This window comes from Lysobacter sp. Soil_C_59 (assembly GCF_057656415.1).
Map to the genome: position 1 here is coordinate 34,402 of NZ_JBDGKK010000011.1, position 18,133 is coordinate 52,534.

Below are 18,133 nucleotides of genomic sequence, written 5' to 3' on the forward strand. Positions count from 1 at the left end.
GTTATACGCTGGACTAGATGCGGGCGAAGTGGCCGGCTTCCAAGGCGCGAGCCGACGGGAGACCCGCATGAGGGGCTCAAGCCCCTCACCGGTTCAACGCGCGGGCGGCACCGTGGTCTGGGCCCTGCCCTGCTCGCTGCCGACCACCTCGACCTTGGGCTCTTTCCAGGGCCCGGTGACGCGGTACGTGCGCGAGGCCATCTGGCCCAGCGGCTTCTGCAGCACGGCGTTGGCGGCGGCACCGATCGCCGCGCCGACGGGGCCTGCGGCGATCGCGCCGGCCACGGTCAGCAGGTTGCCCGCCTTGGGCCGCACTTCGATGGTCTGGTCGAAGCTCTGCGCACGCAGGTTGGCGCTGCCGCTGATGCTGATCTGCGCGGCCGGGCCGTCGATGGAGATGGCGTCGCTGTGGGCCGTGCCCGCGTTGAAGCGCACCTTGCCGCCGGCGCGATTGAAGGCGAAGCCCTTGGAGAAGAAATCGCGGAAGTCCAGCATCAGGCGGCGCGGCAATTGCGCCAGGCTGAGCAGCCCCAGCACGCGGCCGGCGCCGGGCTCGACTTCGAGCAGGCGCCCGTCGCGGATGTCGGCGTCCAGCGAGCCTTCCAGCGTGGCCAGGTTGAAATCGGCGGGACCGCCGTTCCATCCGGCGGCAAAATGCATCGTGCCGACACCACCCGCGAGCTGCTGGCTCATGCCGAAGCCGCCCAGCAGTGCGCCGAGATCCTTGCTGTCGATCTTGACGTCCATCTGCGTGCGCGCGGCGGCGCCGCGGCCGTTCCAGTCGCCGCTGACGTCGAGGTTCTGGCCAGGGCTGCGCATGCGCAGCTGTTCGAAGCGCATGCCGGTGCTGGTCGGGCGCGTGCGCACGTTGGCTTCACCCAGGCGCGCATCGGCCACGCGCAGGTCGGCGATGTCGATGGTCAGCGCCGGAATCTTCGCCGGATTGAAGCCGTCGTTGCCGGCTGCCGCCGGTGTGGCGGGCGCGGCCGTGGGCGGTGCAGCAGCGGCGGCTGCCGCAGCCGCTCCACCTGCCGGTTTCGGTGCACGCCAGTACACGCGTTCGAAGCGTCCCGCGATCGGAGCGCCCTCGCCCGCCGGAATCAGCACGGCGCCTTGCAGCGCCGCGCCTTCGACCTGCACCGCAGTGGCACCTTGTGCCGCCGGCACCACCACCAGATGCGTATCGGCGAACGCACCGCCGACGAGGTTGAGCCGTTGCGCGGTCACGTCGATGCGCTGCAATGCCAGTCCGCCGCCGCTGCCGCCATACATCATGGCCACCCAGTCGATGGCATCGAGCACCGGCGCGCGACCCGTGGCCACCAGGCCTTGTGCGGGAGGTGCTTCATCGACGCTCGTGCTGCCCAGGGCGATGCGCACGCCGGTCTGCGACTTTCCGGGTGCGACTTCGCGGCTGCGCGCGCGCACGGCGATCAGGTTGCCAAGGCTGACGCGGATGTCGTCGCTGCCCATCGGCAGCGGCGCATTGATGGTCGCGGCAAGCGCATCGCTGGCCGGCTTGCGCAGCGGTGCCGGCAGGTTGAGCGCGGTGCCGACGAGGTCGGACCGCAGCTGCAGCGTCGTCGGCGCGGCGCGCCCCTTCGCCGCCTTGGCGATGTCGATGCCCACCGTCCAGCGCGAACGACCGTCGACGTAAGGCTTCAGCCAGGCCATCTCCGGCGCGCGGTCGAGCAGGCTGGCGATGGTCATGTCGGCATCGAGGCCGGCTTCGAACATGTGCGATTTGTCGGTGACGTACTGGTCGCCCGCGAGCAGGGTCAGGCGTCCGGGCTGTCCATCGTGGCGAACGCGCAGGTCCTTGGCGCCGAAACCGCCGTTCGCGTATTCGGCGCGGCCGTTGACCTCGTCGAAGGCCAGCTTCCAGCGCGGGTCGGCGAGCTTGGCGTCCTTGAGTTCGACCGTACCGCCGATCACCGTTTTGGCATTTGGCACCAGCGGCATCTTCATGTCGAAGGCGACCCGCGCCGCGCCGCTTGCGACAACGTTGTTCAAGGTATCGGCATGGTCCTGTTGCAGCGGGCTGTTGCGCAGCAGTTCCACCAGTTGCGTGGCGTCGGCGCCACCCTGGGCATTGATCGTCAGCGCGCCGCCACCGTAGTGGTCGATGCCTGCGCGCACCTGGTCGATATCGACGCCGGCCAGTTTGCCGCGGCCGTCGATCGTGAAGCCGTCGGCAATGAAGGCGACATTGGCATTGAGACCTTCCACCGCCGGCCAGCTGGGCTGGAACTTGACCACGGCATCTTCCAGCTGCGCCACCGCCTCGAAACGACCGTTGCGGTCGCGGAACGGCCAATCATCCAGGTCGCCGGAGACAACCGCATGGCCGTTGCGCAGCTGGCCGCCGACCAGCGCGGAGTCGAGCCAGCCGATCAGGCGCGGCGACATCTTGTGGTGGATCCAGAAACCCTTGGCCGCCGGCACCTGGGTCGGGTCGATGTCGGCGGCGATGTCGATCCAGGGACGCGAGCCATCGCCCTGCCACCACAGACCACCGCGCGCCTTCACGCCAAAGTCTTCGCCCTTGATCGCAAGCGACGGCGTGCCGATGCGCCAGCCGGCGCCCTCGCGCCAGCCGCTGACCAGGCCCTGCAGCGAAGCGGTGTGGGCAACACCAAATCCGCGCGGCCAGTCGAACACCATCGGCGACTTCGGGTCGAGCACGAAACTGAAGCCATCGGCATCGCCGTCGAACTCGCCGGCCAGTCCGCTCAGGCCCGGCGCGTTGCCGGCCGCCTTGAATCCGAACGCGGCGATGCGCGCATGCGTGCGCATCGGCCCGCCACGCACACCAGCCACTTCGATGCGCTGCAGCGAAACCTGCGGCGTGGTGTTGTACAGCCACTGGCGAAGCCCCGGTTCGAGGCGGTCGCTGAGCGCGGCGGCAGCGAGCAGCGGGCCGGCGTCGATGCGATCGGCGACCATCGCATAACGGGCACCACCGGCTACGGCCAGGCCGTCGAGCTTTTGCGCATGACCGGCACTGTCGATGCGCAGCTTCGGCGCGTCTGCGCGCCAGCCGCCATCTACCACGCGCCAGCGCGCCCGCGTCTCGATACGCGGGAAAAGCACGCGCGGCACCGAGCCGTTGGCCAGTGCCGCGCCACGCAGTCCGACACGGTCCAGCGCCGCGTCGACGATGACTTCGGTGATGCGATGTCCGCGCAACTGCGCCCACGCTTCGGCGCGCCCCTGCCCCGACTCGCTGCCCACGCCTGCCAGTTGCAGCAGCGGCCCCCAGGCAGCCAGGTCGGCGCGACGCGTGCCCAGATAGGCCCGACCGTCGCCCTGCTTGCGGTCGAAGTCGAACACGGCGTCCAGCGGCGACATCGGCGCGCCCGCCACACCCACGCTCGGCCAGGCGCGCACGCCAGCGCGCACGCGCGGGCCGTCGACGCGCAGGCGCAGGTCGATGCGCGGAATGCGCGCGTCGATGCCCAGCTGCGGCGCCATGATCGTCAGCTTGCCACCGATCACCTGCAGCTCGCCCAGGCCTTCCAGCGCCGACAGCGGATCGCGTGCAGGCTGTTCCTGGCCCGGCAGGCCGCGCACTTTCCAGCGCGCGTCGTCGCTGCGCTCCAGGGTCAGGTCGAGGTCACGCAGGCGCAGTTCCGAGAACGCATGGCCGGGAAGCAGGCCGGCGTAGACCGACACCAGCATCTCGGTGTCGCCGACGGTGAAGGCCTGGTCACCCGCGCCGACGCGCAGGTTGTCCAGTCGCAGCAATGGCCCTCGTCGGGTCCAGTCGGTTTCGACCTTGTCAAACGACACCGGCCGGCCGGCACGCTCGGACAGCCATGCCGCCACGCGCTTGGGGTTGCTCTCTGCCAGCGGCAGCAACTGGCTGGCGATCGCCAGCACCAGTGCGATCAGCACCAGCACCAGCGCGGTGGTGTAGACCAGGCCGCGACGGGCGATGCGCAGACGGCGGCGCATGGGGGTGGGCATCGTGCGTCAGCCTGGCCCGGTCGGAAGAAGCGGGAAGAGGGAAGAGGGAATGGGGAACGAATGGCTTCCACGATCTACCGGCCACGCGACCGCCGTCATGGCAGCGCGATCTCCAAGACGAATGCCCAGACGACGACGTGCCCGTGCGCGATCGTTCCCTACTCCCTGCTCCCTATTCCCGCTTCTATCAAAGCAGAACAACATCAAACTGCTCCTGCGCATACTGGTCGTCGGCCTGGAAGCGGATCGACTTGGCGAGGAACTCCTCCAGTTCGGCCACCGCCGCCGACTCTTCGTCGGTGATGCGTGCGACCACCTTCGGCGAGGCGATCACCAGCAGCCGTTGCGCGTCGAACTGGCGCACCTGGCGGACGATGTCGCGGAAGATCTCGTAGGTCACCGTCTCCGGCGTCTTCAGCGTGCCGCGTCCACCGCATTCGTGGCAGGGCTCGGACAGCTGGCGCTCCAGGCTTTCGGTGGTGCGCTTGCGCGTCATCTCCACCAGGCCCAGCGGCGAGAACTCGTACACCGTGGTCTTGGCGTGGTCGCGGGCGAGCGACTTCTCGAGCTGCCGCAGCACCTGCCGCTTGTGCTCGGAGTCGGTCATGTCGATGAAGTCGATGATGATGATGCCGCCCAGGTTGCGCAGGCGCAGCTGGCGCGCCACCGACTGCGCGGCCTCGAGGTTGGTGCGGTACACCGTCTCCTCGAGGTTGCGCTGGCCGAGGAAGGAACCGGTGTTGATGTCGACCGTGGTCATCGCCTCGGTCTGGTCGATCACCAGGTAACCGCCGGACTTCAGCGGCACTTCCTTGTCGAGCGCACGCTGGATCTCGTCCTCGACCCCGTACAGGTCGAAGATCGGCCGCGCGCCGGTGTAGTGCTCGATCTTCTCGTCCAGGCCGGGCATGTACTGCGCCGCGAACACGCGCAGGCGCTCGCAGGTTTCGCGAGAATCCACGCGGACCTTCTCGACGTCCTTGCGCATCAGGTCGCGGACTGCGCGCAGCGGCAGGTTCAGGTCCTCGTACACGCGCTCGCCGACGCGGGCGCTGCGCGAGCGCTCCTCGATCAGGCCCCAGACCCGGCCCAGGTAGGCCACGTCCTCGGCCAGCTGTTCCTCCGGCTGGCCTTCGGCGTTGGTGCGCACGATGTAGCCGTGGCTGTCGCTGGACGGCGCCAGCGAAGTGATGTGCGCCTTCAGGCGGGCGCGCTCGGCCTCGTCCTCGATGCGCGCCGACACGCCGACCACGCGCGTGCGCGGCAACAGCACCAGGTAACGCGAGGGAATGCTGAGCTGCGTGGTCAGGCGCGCGCCCTTGCTGCCGATCGGATCCTTCACGACCTGCACGATGATGTCCTGGCCTTCGCGCAGCAGTTCGGCGATCGGGCGCGTCGGCGCGGGCGGCAGCGGCGCCTCCTCGCCTTCGCTGGCTCCCTCGGCAACGGGCACCGGCTTGATGATGTCGGCCGCGTGCAGGAACGCGGCGCGTTCCAGCCCGATCTCGACGAACGCCGCCTGCATGCCCGGCATGACCCGCTGGACCTTGCCCTTGTAGATGTTGCCGACTACGCCGCGGCGCCAGCCGCGTTCGATGTGCAGTTCCTGGAGCATGCCGTTTTCGACGACGGCAACGCGGGTTTCGCGGGGCGTAACGTTGACCAGTATTTCTTCGGTCACTTCAACACTCCGAACTGGCGCAGCAAGGTGGCGGTCTCGTACAGCGGCAATCCCATCACGCCGGAGTAGCTGCCGGAAAGTCGGGTGGTGAACGCTTCGGCCAGTCCCTGGATCGCATACGCGCCGGCGCGCCCATGCGGCTCGCCGCTGGCAACGTAGTCGTCGATCTGCGAGGGACTGAGCTGCGCGAAGGTGACTTCGGAAATCGAGACGGCCTGCAGCTCGCGCGACGGCGAAACCAGCGACACTGCCGAGATCACCTGGTGGGTTCGTCCGGAGAGCCGGCTCAGCATCGCCGCGGCATCGGCATCGTCGGCCGGCTTGCCGAACACTTCATCGTCGAGCACGACCTCGGTGTCGGAGCCGAGCACGACCGCGGTAGGGTTGCCGACCACCTTGAGCAGGCCGGCCCCGGCCTTCTCGCGGGCAACCCGGCGCACGTAGGATTCGGCCGGCTCGCCGGGCTGCGGGTGCTCGGGGATGTCGAGGTCGAGCACGCCGAACTCCAGGCCGGGCTGGCTCGACAGGAGCCGGCCCAGCAATTCGTGCCGGCGCGGGGATTTGGAGGCGAGGTAAAGCATCGGCGAAAGCATAACCCGCGCTGACTGCGCGGCAGCGCGCGCGACGACCTTCAACCCCGACGAGGCTCACGAATCGTTCACTGCACCATCCAGACCCTAGCCCCAACCTCAAGGAGTTGTTCATGCACCTGACGTCTTCCCGCTTCGCCCTGCGCCCGCTCGTGCTGGCCGCCGCCCTCGCCTTTGGAGCCTTCCCCGTCGTGAGCCCCGCCCAGACCACCCCGTACGTTGCAACCGACGGCACCCTGCTGTCGGTGTCGGCCCAGGCCGAGGCCCGCCGTGCGCCGGACATCGCCACCCTCTCCACCGGTGTCGTGACCCAGGCCGCCGACGCCAACTCGGCGATGCGTGCCAATGCCGAGCAGATGACCAAGGTGGTGGCGGCGATCAAGGCCGCCGGGATCGCCGAGCGCGATATCCAGACCAGCGGCGTCAACCTCAACCCGCAGTACAAGTACGGCGAGAACCAGCCGCCGACGATCACCGGCTACCAGGCGCAGAACACCGTCAACATCACCGTCCGCGACATCGCCAAGCTCGGAAAGATCATGGATGCTCTGGCCGCCACCGGTGCCAACCAGATCAACGGCCCGACCTTCGACATCGACGATGCCAAGAAGGGCGAGGCCTACGACGAGGCGCGCCGCGCCGCGGTCGAGAAGGCGCAGACGCGCGCGCAGATGTACGCCAAGACGCTGGGGCTGAAGGTCCGCCGCATCGTCAGCATCAGCGAAGGTGGCAGCTTCGCACCGCCGCGTCCGATGCCGATGATGGCGATGGCGCGCAGCAAGGAAGCCTTCGACACGCCGATCGCAGCGGGCGAAAACACCCTGTCGGTCAACCTGGATATCGTCTTCGAACTGGGGAACTGATCCCATGACCCGCTCCGCCAAGACCACCCCGCCCGCCTCCGATCCCCGCCCTGGCCAGAATCCGGGCTACCCCGAGCCCAAGCCGCGTGACCGCGAGGATGCGCAACAGCCGCATCCCAAGCGCAAGCCGGATCCGGACGAAGGTGGACTGGGACGGGAGCCGGAGAAGATGCCGGAGCGCTGATCGCCTCAACGTTGCAGCCATCAGGCCCGCCTTGTGCGGGCCTGATGTTTTTTGCGGTTACTCCAACCCCGTTGCCGACATGGATGCGTTTGCCGCAAGTGCAGACCACACCAGGAGGCACGCCATGTCGAATGCGATTTCCCTGCGCCACCAGGCCGGTTCGTTCCAGGTCCCCGATGTCGATGGCGGTCGCATCATCGCCAGTGCCAGTGCCATCGCCGTCAATGCGGTGGTGGTGATGCTGTTGATGGTGCCGCTGGCGAAGTACGCGCCGCCGGTGCAGGACGATTTCATGCAGGTGTTCGAAATCGTCCCGCGCGAGCCTGTCGAGCCGCCGCCACCGCCGCCGCAGAACGTCAGGATCGAACGCACGCCGACCAGGCCTGAGCCCGTGCCCGTGCCGTCGCAACGGCTGGCTCCCGCGGAGACGACAGTCAACGAAGCGGTCGTCGACGCACAGCCGGGTGATGAAGCCCTGCCGCCGGTGGAACCCGGCACGCCGGAAGGATCGAGCGGAGACTCGCTCGGCGCTGCCAGCGGTTCGGTGCTGCAGGCCTTGTCGGCACCGGCCCCGGCCTACCCGCGCGAGGCCATGCGACAGGGCCTGGCCGGCACGGTCGAACTGGAAATCCTGGTCGGCGCCGACGGTCGCCCGCTGGACGTGCGCGTGGTCCGCAGCAGCGGGCACCGCGTGCTCGACCAGGCGGCCAGGCGCACCGTGCTGGCGCAGTGGACCTTCCAGCCGGCCTTCCGCAATGGCCTGGCGGTGCAGGCGCTGGGACGCGTGCCGATCGAGTTCAAGCTGGCGCGGTGAGCGATGGCTGCCCGGGCTGCGCTACACACAGCCCGGGCGTCGGTCAGGCGCGGTGGTAGGGATGGTTCGCCAGCAACGCCGCCGCGCGGTACAGCTGCTCGGCGGCGACCAGCCGCACCAGCATGTGCGGCAGCGTCAATGGTCCCAGCGACCACGATTCGTCGCCGCGCGCGATCACGTCCGGCGCGTGCCCTTCCGGACCGCCGATCAGGAAGGCCAGGTCACGGCCCTGCCCTCGCCAATGTTCCAGTCGCTGCGCCAACTGTTCCGACGACCAGGTGCGACCGCGGCCATCGAGGGTGATCACGCAGGCGTTCTTCGGCAACGCGGCCAGCACGCGCGCGCCTTCGTCCAGGGTTGCACGCGCGGCGTCGCGGCCCTTGCCGCGCAGGCCCGGTTCGATCTCGACCAGCTCCAGCGGCAGCCAGTGCGACAGGCGCTTGCGGTATTCGCCGAAGCCTTCGGCCACCCAGCGCGGGGCGTGCTCACCGACGGCGATCAATTTCGCTTTCATGCAGGTGAATGTTACCGGTAGCGCGTCACGGTCTGGCGCATTGACTCGGCGATGTCATCGTTCGGCCACGACCGCCACCTAGGTTGCAGGCTCCCCCAGCCCCGCAGGAGCCGCAGATGAATGCGTTGGATCTCTCCCGCCGCCAGGTCCTCAAAGGCGGCGCCGCCGCCATGGCCGTTGGCGCAATGAGCAGCCTTGGTGCGTTGTACTCACGTCAGGCGCTGGCCGCCGGCGACCCGACCCGACTCGCCCCGATCCCCGGCCGCTACGGCCCGCTCGCGCCGGTCGCCGACCGCGCCACCGGACTGCCGCTGCTGCAGTTGCCGCGCGGCTTCAGCTACCGCTCCTTCGGCTGGAGCGGCGATGTGATGAGCGACGGCCAGCCCTGCCCCGACCGCCACGACGGCATGGCCGTAGTCGGCCTGCGCCGGCCGGGCTCGCGACCGCGCGACCACAAACACGACAAGCACGACAACGGCCACGGCCGCGGTCACGAGCTCGTCCTGATCCGCAATCACGAACGCGGTGGCGCCAGCCCGATCAACGCACCAGGCATGTACGACAGCGGCGACATCGGCGGCGGCCAGGTCGCCGGCGGTGGCACGACCACGATGACCTGGCGCAATGGCGAATGGCGCAGCATCGAGGCCAGCCTCGGCGGCACGCTGGTCAACTGCGCCGGCGGCCCGACCCCGTGGGGCAGCTGGCTGAGCTGCGAGGAGATCAAGACCGATGCGGTGTCGAGCACCGGCAAGAAACACGGCTACGTGTTCGAAGTACATGCCGAAGCCGAACGCACCACCGGCCGCCCGCTGGTCGGGCTGGGCCGCTTCAGCCACGAAGCCGTCGCCATCGACCCGCGTACCGGCGTGGTCTACCTGACCGAGGACGACCGCAACAAGGCCGGCCTGTACCGCTTCATCCCCAACGACCGCGCCGGCCGTTACGGCTCGCTCGAACACGGCGGCCGCCTGCAGGCCGCGCGCGTGCGCCGCCATCCCAATGCCGACCTCACCGTTGCCGCGATCGGCGACGAGTACGCGCTGGAATGGGTCGACATACCCGATCCGGACCTGGACAGCATCGTTGCCCCGTCCGGCTTCCCCGACATCTCCGCCGGCGAGACCCTGAGCGGTCCGTTCGCGCAGGCATGGAGCGCGGGCGCACTGCGCATGAGCCGCGGCGAAGGCATCTGGCACAGCTACGGCAAGATGTTCATCGTCGACACCAGCACCGGCGTCGACGCACAGGGCCGCAAGGGCCGCGGCAACGGCGCGGTATGGGTGCTCGACCTGCTCACCCAGCGCATGCGTGCCCTGTTCGTCAGCGGCAACCAGTTGGCCGCGCACAACCCGGACAACATCACCGTGAGCGGCCGCGGTGGCGTGCTGCTGTGCGAGGACGGCGGCGAAAGCCCGGACCAGTACGGCCCGGGCGCGCGACTGATAGGCCTGACACGGCAGGGCGAGTCGTTCTACTTCTGCAAGAACAACATCGAACTGACTTCAACGCAGATCGGCAACGCCGGCAAGGTCATCCCCGAAGGCGATTACCGCGAGAGCGAGTTCTGCGGCGCGTGCTGGGATCCTTCCAGCGAGACGTTGTTCGTCAACATCCAGACGCCGGGGATCACGGTGGCGATTACGGGGCCGTGGGAGCGTGGGCACCTGTAGAAAAAGCAGAGTCCATGGATTCCCGCCTTCGCGGGAATGACGGCTTCAACGACGCTGGGTTCCCGCCTTCGCGGGAATGACGGTTTGTCGACGAAGACCGGGAAAGGAAGTGCTGGAGCGTTGTCCGACGGGGCGGGGATTGCGCAGCAGTGGGACATGGATGTCCCACGCCCCGCCTCCGGACAGGATGTCCGGCGAAGGGGCGGAGCAATCCCCGGCCCGGCGGACAACGCCACTCCGACGACGGTCGCCGCAAAGCAAAACGGCGCCAACGAGGGCGCCGTTTTTCTCAGAGATCAGAAGACGTCAGCGACGCCGGCCGTAGCCAACCTCGTACTCCTCGTCCTCTTCCATGCCCGGCGGCTGGTCGCCGACCGTCCACAGACGCTCGAGCGCGTAGAACTCGCGAACGCGCGGCAGCATCACGTGGACGACTACATCGCCCAGGTCCACCAGCACCCATTCGGCTTCGCGCTCGCCTTCCACGCCGAGCGGCTGGACGTCGAGCTTCTTTGCGAACTTGACGACTTCGTTGGCAATGGACTTGACGTGACGCGTCGAGGTGCCCGAGGCGATCACCATGTAGTCGGTGACGCTGCTCTTGCCGCGCACATCGATCTCGACGACATCCTTGGCCTTCAGTTCCTCGACCGCGGCATGGACCGTCTTGAGCAGGAGATCTGCCGGCGGCGGCGGGTCGGGCAAGCGGGTCTTGATGACTTGTGCTTCGGTACTCAAGGGGCGATGGCTCTCGGCGCGGGGGTGGGGTTATGAAGATTATAACGGAGCGGGTGTTACGTCCCGGACGGCATACAGCCCGTGACGACGAATGTACTCCGCCACGGCCGCTGGCACCCAGTCCTGCCAGGGCTCGCCAGCGGCGATCCGGCGACGCAGCTCGGTGGACGACTCAGGGCGCTGCAGGGCCAGTTCAAACACCGCGAAGCCGCCTGCAGGGGCTTGCGAGAGATCCAGCGGATCGCGCCAGCGCGGCGCGACCTGCGCATGGACCTGCGGCGACTGCTCGCCGATCGTGACCGCGTCCAGGTGCGATCCCGGCCGGGCCACGGCCAGGATGTGCGCAAACTCGAACAATTCCTGCCAGCGGTGCCAGGTGTGCAGCTGCAGCAGCGAATCGCCGCCGACCATCCACACGATCGGCGCGTACGGGCCCAGCTCCTGGCGCAGCTCGCGCAGCGTGTCGACCGTGTACGACGGCCCTTCCCTGCGCAACTCCCTGCGATCGACCTTGAGCCCCGGTTCCCCGGCCAGCGCCAGGTCGAGCATCCGCGCACGCGCCGAGGCATCGGCGTGGGTCGCGTCCTTGTGCGGCGGATCGGCCGCGGGGATCAGGTGGACCTGCGCCGCCAGCGCGTCGCGGACCGCACGCGCTACTGCCAGATGGCCACAATGGACCGGATCGAAGGTGCCGCCGTAGAAGATCTGCAGCGTCATTGCCCGGGATCAGCCGCGCGTGACGGTGAGCAGCTTCGCCGCGCGGGGTTCCGCCACGGCCAGCAGCAGGCGTTCGAGCGCGAGCCAGGCATCGGCCGGCTCCTCGCCGACGCGCCCACGTCCCTTGGCGATGCGATCGACGCGACCAGCCTCGGCCACGAACGCATCCCATCGCGGCGCCACATGCCGCTGCAGCGCACGGCGATACATCGGCTGCTTCGAATCCCAGATGCGCTGCGCCTTGAACTCGTTGGCGAGATTGCCGCCCTTTGCCTGCACACGGGCGAGCGCGGCGGCACGTTGCAGTTCCATCACCACCATGCCGAGCAGCGCCGGCACCGCTTCGCCTTCGGCACGCAATCCGGCAAGCATGTGCGCGACCTGCGCACCGTTGCCGTTCATCGCCGCGTCGACCAGGCGGAACACGTCGTAGCGCGCGGCATCGGCGACCAGGGCGGTGATCTTCGCGCTGTCGAGCGTGCTGCCATCGGACAACAGCGCGAGCTTGTCGATTTCCTGCGCGGCGGCGAGCAGGTTGCCCTCGACGCGGTCGGCGAGGTTCTGCACGGCATCACGGTCAGCGCGCAGGCCGTGCTGACGCAGGCGACGTTCGATCCAGTCCGGCAGTTCGTGCGGTTTGACCGCCCAGGCCACGGCGACCGCACCGATGCGGCCGATCGCTTCGCTCCACTTGCCGCCGTGCTGCTTGCTCCACTCGCCGGCGGTGACCATCAGGACCACGTCCATCGGCGGGTCGCTACAAAAATCGCTGATGACTTCCGCGCCTTCCTTGCCCGGCTTGCCGCTGGGCAGGCGCACTTCGACCAGTCGCCGGCTGGCGAACAGGCTCGGCGCGCGGAAGCTCGCCGACAGACCGTTCCAGTCCGGCTCGCGCTGGTTGCCCTCGGCTTCGAATACTTCGCGTTCGGCGATGCCCTGGCGGCGTGCCGCGGCACGCACCGCATCCGCCGCCTCGAGCACGCGCAGCGGCTCGGGGCCGGCGATCAGGTAGGCCGGACGCAGCGGCGGCGGCGTGGCCTGGTCGAGGCCAAGCTGGGCAACCAGCTGTTCCGGCTTGAGTTCCATTTCAGCGACGCCGGCTCAGCGCGGCGTGTCGCCGCCGCCCTGTGCCGGCGTGGCAGGTGCGGCCGGCGCCGGGGTGCCGTCGGTCGGCGTGCCGTCGTTCGGCGTTGCCGGAGTCGTTGCCGGCGTCGCTGCGGGAATGGCGGCCGTATGACGGGCGACGGCGTCGAGGCGACGCAGTACCGAGGCAACCATCTCGCGGCGCATTTCGCCCTGGAGGATTTCGCGCTCGCCTTCCGTACCGATCGACTGCACCGGGTTGGACACGTAATCGCGGGCCAGCTCGATGGTCTGGCGCGGCACCGGTGTGGTGCCATCGGGCTTGCGTACTTCGAAGGTCACCGCGTAGCGCAACGAGTACTCCTGCGCGCGGCCCAGTTCGTCGAGCGCGATCGGCCGGTCGCCCCATTGCTCGCCGAGCAGGTCGAGCACGGTGGCATCGTCGGTGTCCTCGGTGGCAGGCGTGGCACCGGCGCGGGTCAGCGCCTGCGCCAGCGATTCGGCCAGCGGACTGTAGCGATCGGCGGACACCACGCGCACCGGGCCCATGTCGGCCGGCAGCTCGAGGGCACTGCGCAGATGGAAGCCGCAGGCCGACACGGCCAGGGTCAGGGCCAGCGCAGCGCTGGCGGGGATCATGCGACGGATCGAGTGACGGATCATGGGTGCAGTCTGGACGAGGGCTCTGCTGCCATCAATAGCGCGCGCTTGCCGGCTGCCACCGATGCCAACTCCATTCAGCGAAGCCCCAGCCCCGTCATCCCGGCGAACGCCGGCATCCAGGACGAAGACCGGGCGTCGCAGCTACAGCGCGGTGACAGGTTGGGGGCCTGGGTCCCGGCGTTCGCCGGGACGACGCGGATCGTCAGCCAGCGACGATATTGACGATCTTGCCGGGCACCACGATGACCTTGCGCACCGTCAGGCCTTCCATGAACTTGGCCACGTTCGGCTCGGCCAGTGCCAGGCGCTCGGCGTCTTCCTTGCTGATGCTCACCGGCACGTCGATCGTGCCGCGCAGCTTGCCGTTGACCTGCACCGCCAGCGTCACCGCGTCGCGCACCAGCGCGGCCGGATCGGCGACCGGGAACGGTACGTCCTCCAGCAGCGTCTCGGCGTGGCCCAGCGCCTGCCACAGCGCGTGGCAAACGTGCGGCGTGACCGGGTTGAGCAGCAGCACCATCGCCTGCAGGGCTTCGTGGCGCACGGCACGGCCCTGGTCGCTCATGTCGTCGAACTTCGAGACATGGTTGAGCAGTTCCATCAGCGCCGCGATCGCGGTGTTGAAGCTGTGGCGACGGCCGTAGTCGTCGCCGACCTTCTGGATGGTTTCGTGCAGCTGGCGGCGCAGCGTTTTCTGCGCGGCGTCGAGCTGTGCCGCATCCACTTCCGGATGGTCCGGCTGGGAGACGTGCTCGAGAACCTCGCGCCAGAAGCGGCGCAGGAAGCGCGACATGCCTTCCACACCGGCCTCGTTCCACTCCAGCGACTGTTCCGGCGGCGCGGCGAACATCGAGAACAGGCGCACCGTGTCGGCGCCGTACTTGCCGACCATCAGCTGCGGGTCGACGCCGTTGTTCTTCGACTTCGACATCTTCTCGGTGCCGCCGATCACGACCGGCTTGCCGTCGGCCTTCAGCGTCGCGCCGGTGATGCGGCCACGCTCGTCGCGGATCACTTCGACGTCGGCCGGGTTGATCCAGTCCTTGGAGCCGTCGGCGTGGTCGCGATAGAACGTTTCAGCGATCACCATGCCCTGGGTGAGCAGGTTGATCGCCGGCTCGTCGCTGCCGACCAGGCCCTGGTCGCGCATGAGCTTGTGATAGAAGCGGAAGTACAGCAGGTGCAGGATCGCGTGCTCGATGCCGCCGATGTACTGGTCGACCGGCGTCCAGTACTTGGCGCGCTCGTCGACCTGCTGCTCCGCGCCCGGCGAGGTGTAGCGCGCGTAGTACCAGCTCGACTCCATGAAGGTGTCGAACGTGTCGGTCTCGCGCTCGGCCGCACCGCCGCACTGCGGGCAGGTGGTCTGGCGCCAGGTCGGGTCGGACTTGATCGGAGAAGCCACGCCGCTGAAGGCGACGTCTTCCGGCAACACCACCGGCAGTTGGTCTTCCGGCACCGGCACATCGCCGCACTTGCCGCACAGGATCACCGGGATCGGGCAACCCCAGTAGCGCTGGCGGCTGACACCCCAGTCGCGCAGGCGGAAGTTGACGCGGCGCTGGCCACTGCCGTCGCCTTCGAAACGGGTCGCCAGCGCATCGAGCGCCTGCTGGAATTCCATGCCGTCGAACTCGCCGGAATTCACCAGCCAGCCACGCTCGGTGTAGGCCGACTCCTCGGCGATGCGACGCTGGAATTCCTCGACGACCTGCACCGCCGCCGAAGTCTCGTAGACATCGACCGCACCGGCGCCGCCGAGCGCACTACGCATCGGGTCGTCGTGCTTGGCCAGGTGCTGGCCGATCTCGGCCAGTGCGTCGCGCACCTGCGCCGGCACGATGACCATGCGGATCGGCAGCGCGTAGCGCTGGGCAAACTCCCAGTCGCGCTGGTCGTGCGCGGGCACGGCCATGACCGCGCCGGTGCCGTAGTTCATCAGCACGAAGTTGGCGACGAACACCGGCAGCTCTTCGCCGGTGATCGGGTGGATCGCGCGCAGGCCGGTGTCGCGGCCGCGCTTTTCCTGCGTTTCCAGTTCGGCTTCGGTGACACCGCCCTTCTTCAGGTCGGCCAGGAATTCAGCGAGCCCGGCATCCTTCTGCGCCGCCGCGAGGGCGAGCGGATGCTCGCCGGCGATGGACACGAAGGTCACGCCCATCAGCGTGTCCGGACGCGTGGTGAACACACTCAGCGGTGCGACGGCGTTGCCGTCTGCATCATGCACGTCGAAGCGGATCTCCAGGCCTTCGCTGCGGCCGATCCAGTTGCGCTGCATGGTCTTGACCGCATCCGGCCAGCCCGGCAATGCGTCCAGTCCGTCGAGCAGTTCCTGCGCGTAATCGGTGATCTTCAGGAACCACTGCGGGATTTCGCGCTTTTCCACCAGCGCGCCGGTGCGCCAGCCGCGGCCGTCGACGACCTGCTCGTTGGCCAGCACGGTCTGGTCGACCGGATCCCAGTTCACCACCGAGTTCTTGCGGTAGGCCAGGCCCTTCTTCATCAGGCGCACGAACATGCGCTGCTCGTGCACGTAGTACGACGGCTGGCAGGTGGCGAACTCGCGCGACCAGTCGATCGCGTAGCCCATCTGCTTGAGCTGCGCCTTCATGTGGGCGATGTTGGCGTAGGTCCACTTGGCCGGCGCGGTCTTGTTCTTGATCGCGGCGTTCTCGGCCGGCAGGCCGAATGCGTCCCAACCCATCGGCTGCAGCACGTTGTGGCCGGTCATGCGCTTGTAGCGGCTGATGACGTCGCCAATCGTGTAGTTGCGCACGTGGCCCATGTGCAGCGCACCCGAGGGGTACGGCAGCATCGACAGGCAGTAGTACTTGGGTTTGTCCGAGCGCTCGTCGACCTCGAAGGCGCGGCTGTCGTCCCAGTACCCCTGGGCGGCGGCCTCGATGGCAAGCGGATCGAAGGCCCGGATGTCGGTGGCGTTCGGATCGGCGACGGTTTGAGCGGCTTCGACGTCTGTGGACACGGGGCAAGGGAAAGCTAGGGGAAGACCGCCAAGCCTACCGCAGTGCACAAATGGCCGCTATTCCGGGGCCGGTGGCATGGGCGCCCTGGAAACGACCGCGGCGGCATGCGCGGCCGCCGCATCGTGACCGCCGGCACGGCCGTCTGCGACCAATGGCCCAGGAGCCTGGCCTGCCCGCACGGCTAGAGTAGGCGCTTCAATCTGGGGAGATACCGAATGCGCCTGTCCACACTCGTCCTGTCCTTGAGCACCGCCCTGGCCGCCGTGCCGGCCTTCGCCGCCGCCGACAGCTATGCGCTGCAATGCGGCCAGCTGTTCGATGCCCGCTCCGGCAAGGTGCTGGGGCCGCACACGATCATCGTTCGCGCCGGCAAGGTCGCCCAAGTGGCTTCCGGGGCGGCCGACAGCGCCGGGCTGGAGCGGATCGACCTGTCGGGGCATACCTGCACGCCCGGCTGGACCGACCTGCACGTGCACCTGGAAAACCAGTCGAACCCGCAGAGCTATTCGGAAGAGTTCCGCCTCGACCCGGTCGACCTGGCCTTCCGCTCGGTCGGCTATGCCAACAAGACGCTGATGGCCGGCTTCACCAGCGTGCGCGACCTCGGCGGCGACGTCAGCCCGCACCTGCGCGACGCGATCAACCAGGGCCTGGTCGACGGGCCGCGGATCTGGGCGGCCGGCAGGTCGATCGCCACCACCGGCGGCCATGCCGACCCCACCAACGGCTACAACGATGCGTTGTCTCACCTGATCGGCCCGCCGGGCCCGACCGATGGCGTGATCAACTCGATCGACGATGCCCGCCAGGCCGTGCGGCAGCGCTACAAGGAAGGCAGCGACGTGATCAAGATCACCGCCACAGGTGGCGTGCTGTCGTACGCCAAGTCCGGCGATGCGCCGCAGTTCACCGTCGAAGAAGTCAAGGCGATCGTCGATACCGCCAAGGACTACGGCTACCGCGTCGCCGCCCACGCCCACGGCGAGGAAGGGATGAAGCGCGCGGTGCTCGGCGGCGTGACCTCGATCGAACACGGCACCTACATGAGCCCGGAAGTGATGTCGCTGATGAAGCAGCACGGCACCTGGTACGTGCCGACCGTCTACGCCGGCCGTTTCGTCGCCGACAAGGCCAAGATCGACGGCTACTTCCCGGAAGTGGTGCGGCCCAAGGCGATCCGCATCGGCGCACTGATCCAGGACACGGCCGGCAGGGCCTACAAGAACGGCGTCAAGATCGCCTTCGGCACCGACATGGGCGTGGGCCCGCACGGCGACAACGCGCGGGAGTTCATCTACATGACGGAAGCCGGCATCCCGGCGGCGGTGGCGCTGCAGGCAGCGACGATCCGCGCCGCCGAAGTGCTCGGCGTCGACGACCAGGGCGTGATCGAGGTCGGCAAGCGCGCCGACATCGTCGCGGTGCCCGGCAATCCGGTCGAGGACATCAGCGCAGTGATGAAGGTCGATTTTGTGATGAAGGACGGCAAGGTCTATCGCCAGCCGGGTTCGCAGCCTGCGCAGGCATCGGCAGCGCTCTGAAGCCTGTCGTCCCGGCGAACGCCGGGACCCAGGCCTGCACGCGTCCAGATTTGTCACGTCATCCCGGCGAACGCCGGGATCCATCTGCCGGGCAGAGCCAACGTCCCTGGATCCCCGCC

General features: G+C 68.5%; 14 protein-coding genes. 5 read left to right on the forward strand and 9 right to left on the reverse strand.

Annotated features, from left to right (window positions below):
* Nucleotides 1–93: 93 nt before the first annotated feature.
* The 3 genes from AC3A3Q_RS16745 to AC3A3Q_RS16755 all read right to left on the reverse strand — a co-directional run bounded on the left by AC3A3Q_RS16745 (nucleotide 94) and on the right by AC3A3Q_RS16755 (nucleotide 6,231).
* Nucleotides 94–3,969 (reverse strand): YhdP family protein, encoded by a 3,876-nt coding sequence (locus AC3A3Q_RS16745; protein ID WP_487587308.1) that lies wholly within the window; start codon nucleotides 3,967–3,969, stop codon nucleotides 94–96.
* 187 nt (nucleotides 3,970–4,156) lie between these two features.
* Complete coding sequence (gene rng / locus AC3A3Q_RS16750) at nucleotides 4,157–5,650, reverse strand: ribonuclease G (protein ID WP_200606103.1); 1,494 nt, start codon at nucleotides 5,648–5,650, stop codon at nucleotides 4,157–4,159.
* Nucleotides 5,647–6,231: a Maf family protein gene (locus AC3A3Q_RS16755; RefSeq protein WP_487587309.1), complete on the reverse strand. Its 585-nt coding sequence runs from the start codon at nucleotides 6,229–6,231 to the stop codon at nucleotides 5,647–5,649. Before AC3A3Q_RS16755 ends, rng begins: the two co-directional genes overlap by 4 nt.
* A gap of 122 nt (nucleotides 6,232–6,353) precedes the next feature.
* On the opposite strand from AC3A3Q_RS16755, the gene AC3A3Q_RS16760 reads away from it, so the two are divergent.
* The 3 genes from AC3A3Q_RS16760 (at nucleotide 6,354) to AC3A3Q_RS16770 (ending at nucleotide 8,101) form a co-directional block, all read left to right on the forward strand.
* Nucleotides 6,354–7,103 (forward strand): SIMPL domain-containing protein, encoded by a 750-nt coding sequence (locus AC3A3Q_RS16760; RefSeq protein WP_487587310.1) that lies wholly within the window; start codon nucleotides 6,354–6,356, stop codon nucleotides 7,101–7,103.
* A gap of 4 nt (nucleotides 7,104–7,107) precedes the next feature.
* Nucleotides 7,108–7,287: a hypothetical protein gene (locus AC3A3Q_RS16765; protein WP_487587311.1), complete on the forward strand. Its 180-nt coding sequence runs from the start codon at nucleotides 7,108–7,110 to the stop codon at nucleotides 7,285–7,287.
* Nucleotides 7,288–7,411: 124 nt separating this feature from the next.
* Entirely contained in the window at nucleotides 7,412–8,101 is a 690-nt protein-coding gene (locus tag AC3A3Q_RS16770) for an energy transducer TonB (protein WP_487587312.1), read from the forward strand.
* A 43-nt stretch (nucleotides 8,102–8,144) separates the two neighbouring features.
* On the opposite strand, the gene rlmH is transcribed toward AC3A3Q_RS16770, so the two are convergent.
* A complete protein-coding gene (gene rlmH / locus AC3A3Q_RS16775) occupies nucleotides 8,145–8,615 on the reverse strand; it encodes a 23S rRNA (pseudouridine(1915)-N(3))-methyltransferase RlmH (RefSeq protein ID WP_487587313.1) in 471 nt (156 codons plus the stop codon).
* A 116-nt stretch (nucleotides 8,616–8,731) separates the two neighbouring features.
* On the opposite strand from rlmH, the gene AC3A3Q_RS16780 reads away from it, so the two are divergent.
* Nucleotides 8,732–10,288, forward strand: coding sequence for an alkaline phosphatase PhoX (locus AC3A3Q_RS16780; RefSeq protein WP_487587314.1), 1,557 nt, complete (start codon nucleotides 8,732–8,734; stop codon nucleotides 10,286–10,288).
* 306 nt (nucleotides 10,289–10,594) lie between these two features.
* On the opposite strand, the gene rsfS is transcribed toward AC3A3Q_RS16780, so the two are convergent.
* The 5 genes from rsfS to leuS form a co-directional block, all read right to left on the reverse strand.
* Nucleotides 10,595–11,026: a ribosome silencing factor gene (rsfS, locus tag AC3A3Q_RS16785; protein WP_487587315.1), complete on the reverse strand. Its 432-nt coding sequence runs from the start codon at nucleotides 11,024–11,026 to the stop codon at nucleotides 10,595–10,597.
* A 39-nt stretch (nucleotides 11,027–11,065) separates the two neighbouring features.
* Nucleotides 11,066–11,743, reverse strand: a complete 678-nt coding sequence (gene nadD / locus AC3A3Q_RS16790; RefSeq protein WP_487587316.1) for a nicotinate-nucleotide adenylyltransferase — start codon at nucleotides 11,741–11,743, stop codon at nucleotides 11,066–11,068.
* 9 nt (nucleotides 11,744–11,752) lie between these two features.
* On the reverse strand, nucleotides 11,753–12,829 hold the full coding sequence (gene holA, locus AC3A3Q_RS16795; RefSeq protein WP_487587317.1) for a DNA polymerase III subunit delta: 1,077 nt from the start codon (nucleotides 12,827–12,829) through the stop codon (nucleotides 11,753–11,755).
* 15 nt (nucleotides 12,830–12,844) lie between these two features.
* On the reverse strand, nucleotides 12,845–13,489 hold the full coding sequence (locus AC3A3Q_RS16800) for an LPS-assembly lipoprotein LptE (protein WP_487587318.1): 645 nt from the start codon (nucleotides 13,487–13,489) through the stop codon (nucleotides 12,845–12,847).
* Nucleotides 13,490–13,691: 202 nt separating this feature from the next.
* Entirely contained in the window at nucleotides 13,692–16,418 is a 2,727-nt protein-coding gene (gene leuS / locus AC3A3Q_RS16805; RefSeq protein WP_487587361.1) for a leucine--tRNA ligase, read from the reverse strand.
* A 270-nt stretch (nucleotides 16,419–16,688) separates the two neighbouring features.
* Here leuS and AC3A3Q_RS16810 point away from each other — a divergent pair, with 270 nt between their 5' ends.
* A complete protein-coding gene (locus AC3A3Q_RS16810) occupies nucleotides 16,689–18,014 on the forward strand; it encodes a metal-dependent hydrolase family protein (protein ID WP_487587319.1) in 1,326 nt (441 codons plus the stop codon).
* Nucleotides 18,015–18,133: the final 119 nt, after the last annotated feature.

Excerpts from the sequence above, each read along its gene's own strand:
- AC3A3Q_RS16760 (WP_487587310.1), top strand. The coding sequence starts at position 6,354 with ATGCACCTGACGTCTTCCCGCTTCGCCCTGCGCCCGCTCGTGCTGGCC.
- AC3A3Q_RS16765 (WP_487587311.1), top strand. The coding sequence starts at position 7,108 with ATGACCCGCTCCGCCAAGACCACCCCGCCCGCCTCCGATCCCCGCCCT.
- AC3A3Q_RS16770 (WP_487587312.1), top strand. The coding sequence starts at position 7,412 with ATGTCGAATGCGATTTCCCTGCGCCACCAGGCCGGTTCGTTCCAGGTC.
- AC3A3Q_RS16745 (WP_487587308.1), bottom strand. The coding sequence starts at position 3,969 with ATGCCCACCCCCATGCGCCGCCGTCTGCGCATCGCCCGTCGCGGCCTG.
- AC3A3Q_RS16780 (WP_487587314.1), top strand. The coding sequence starts at position 8,732 with ATGAATGCGTTGGATCTCTCCCGCCGCCAGGTCCTCAAAGGCGGCGCC.
- nadD (WP_487587316.1), bottom strand. The coding sequence starts at position 11,743 with ATGACGCTGCAGATCTTCTACGGCGGCACCTTCGATCCGGTCCATTGT.
- AC3A3Q_RS16755 (WP_487587309.1), bottom strand. The coding sequence starts at position 6,231 with ATGCTTTACCTCGCCTCCAAATCCCCGCGCCGGCACGAATTGCTGGGC.
- holA (WP_487587317.1), bottom strand. The coding sequence starts at position 12,829 with ATGGAACTCAAGCCGGAACAGCTGGTTGCCCAGCTTGGCCTCGACCAG.
- AC3A3Q_RS16810 (WP_487587319.1), top strand. The coding sequence starts at position 16,689 with ATGCGCCTGTCCACACTCGTCCTGTCCTTGAGCACCGCCCTGGCCGCC.
- rlmH (WP_487587313.1), bottom strand. The coding sequence starts at position 8,615 with ATGAAAGCGAAATTGATCGCCGTCGGTGAGCACGCCCCGCGCTGGGTG.
- AC3A3Q_RS16800 (WP_487587318.1), bottom strand. The coding sequence starts at position 13,489 with ATGATCCGTCACTCGATCCGTCGCATGATCCCCGCCAGCGCTGCGCTG.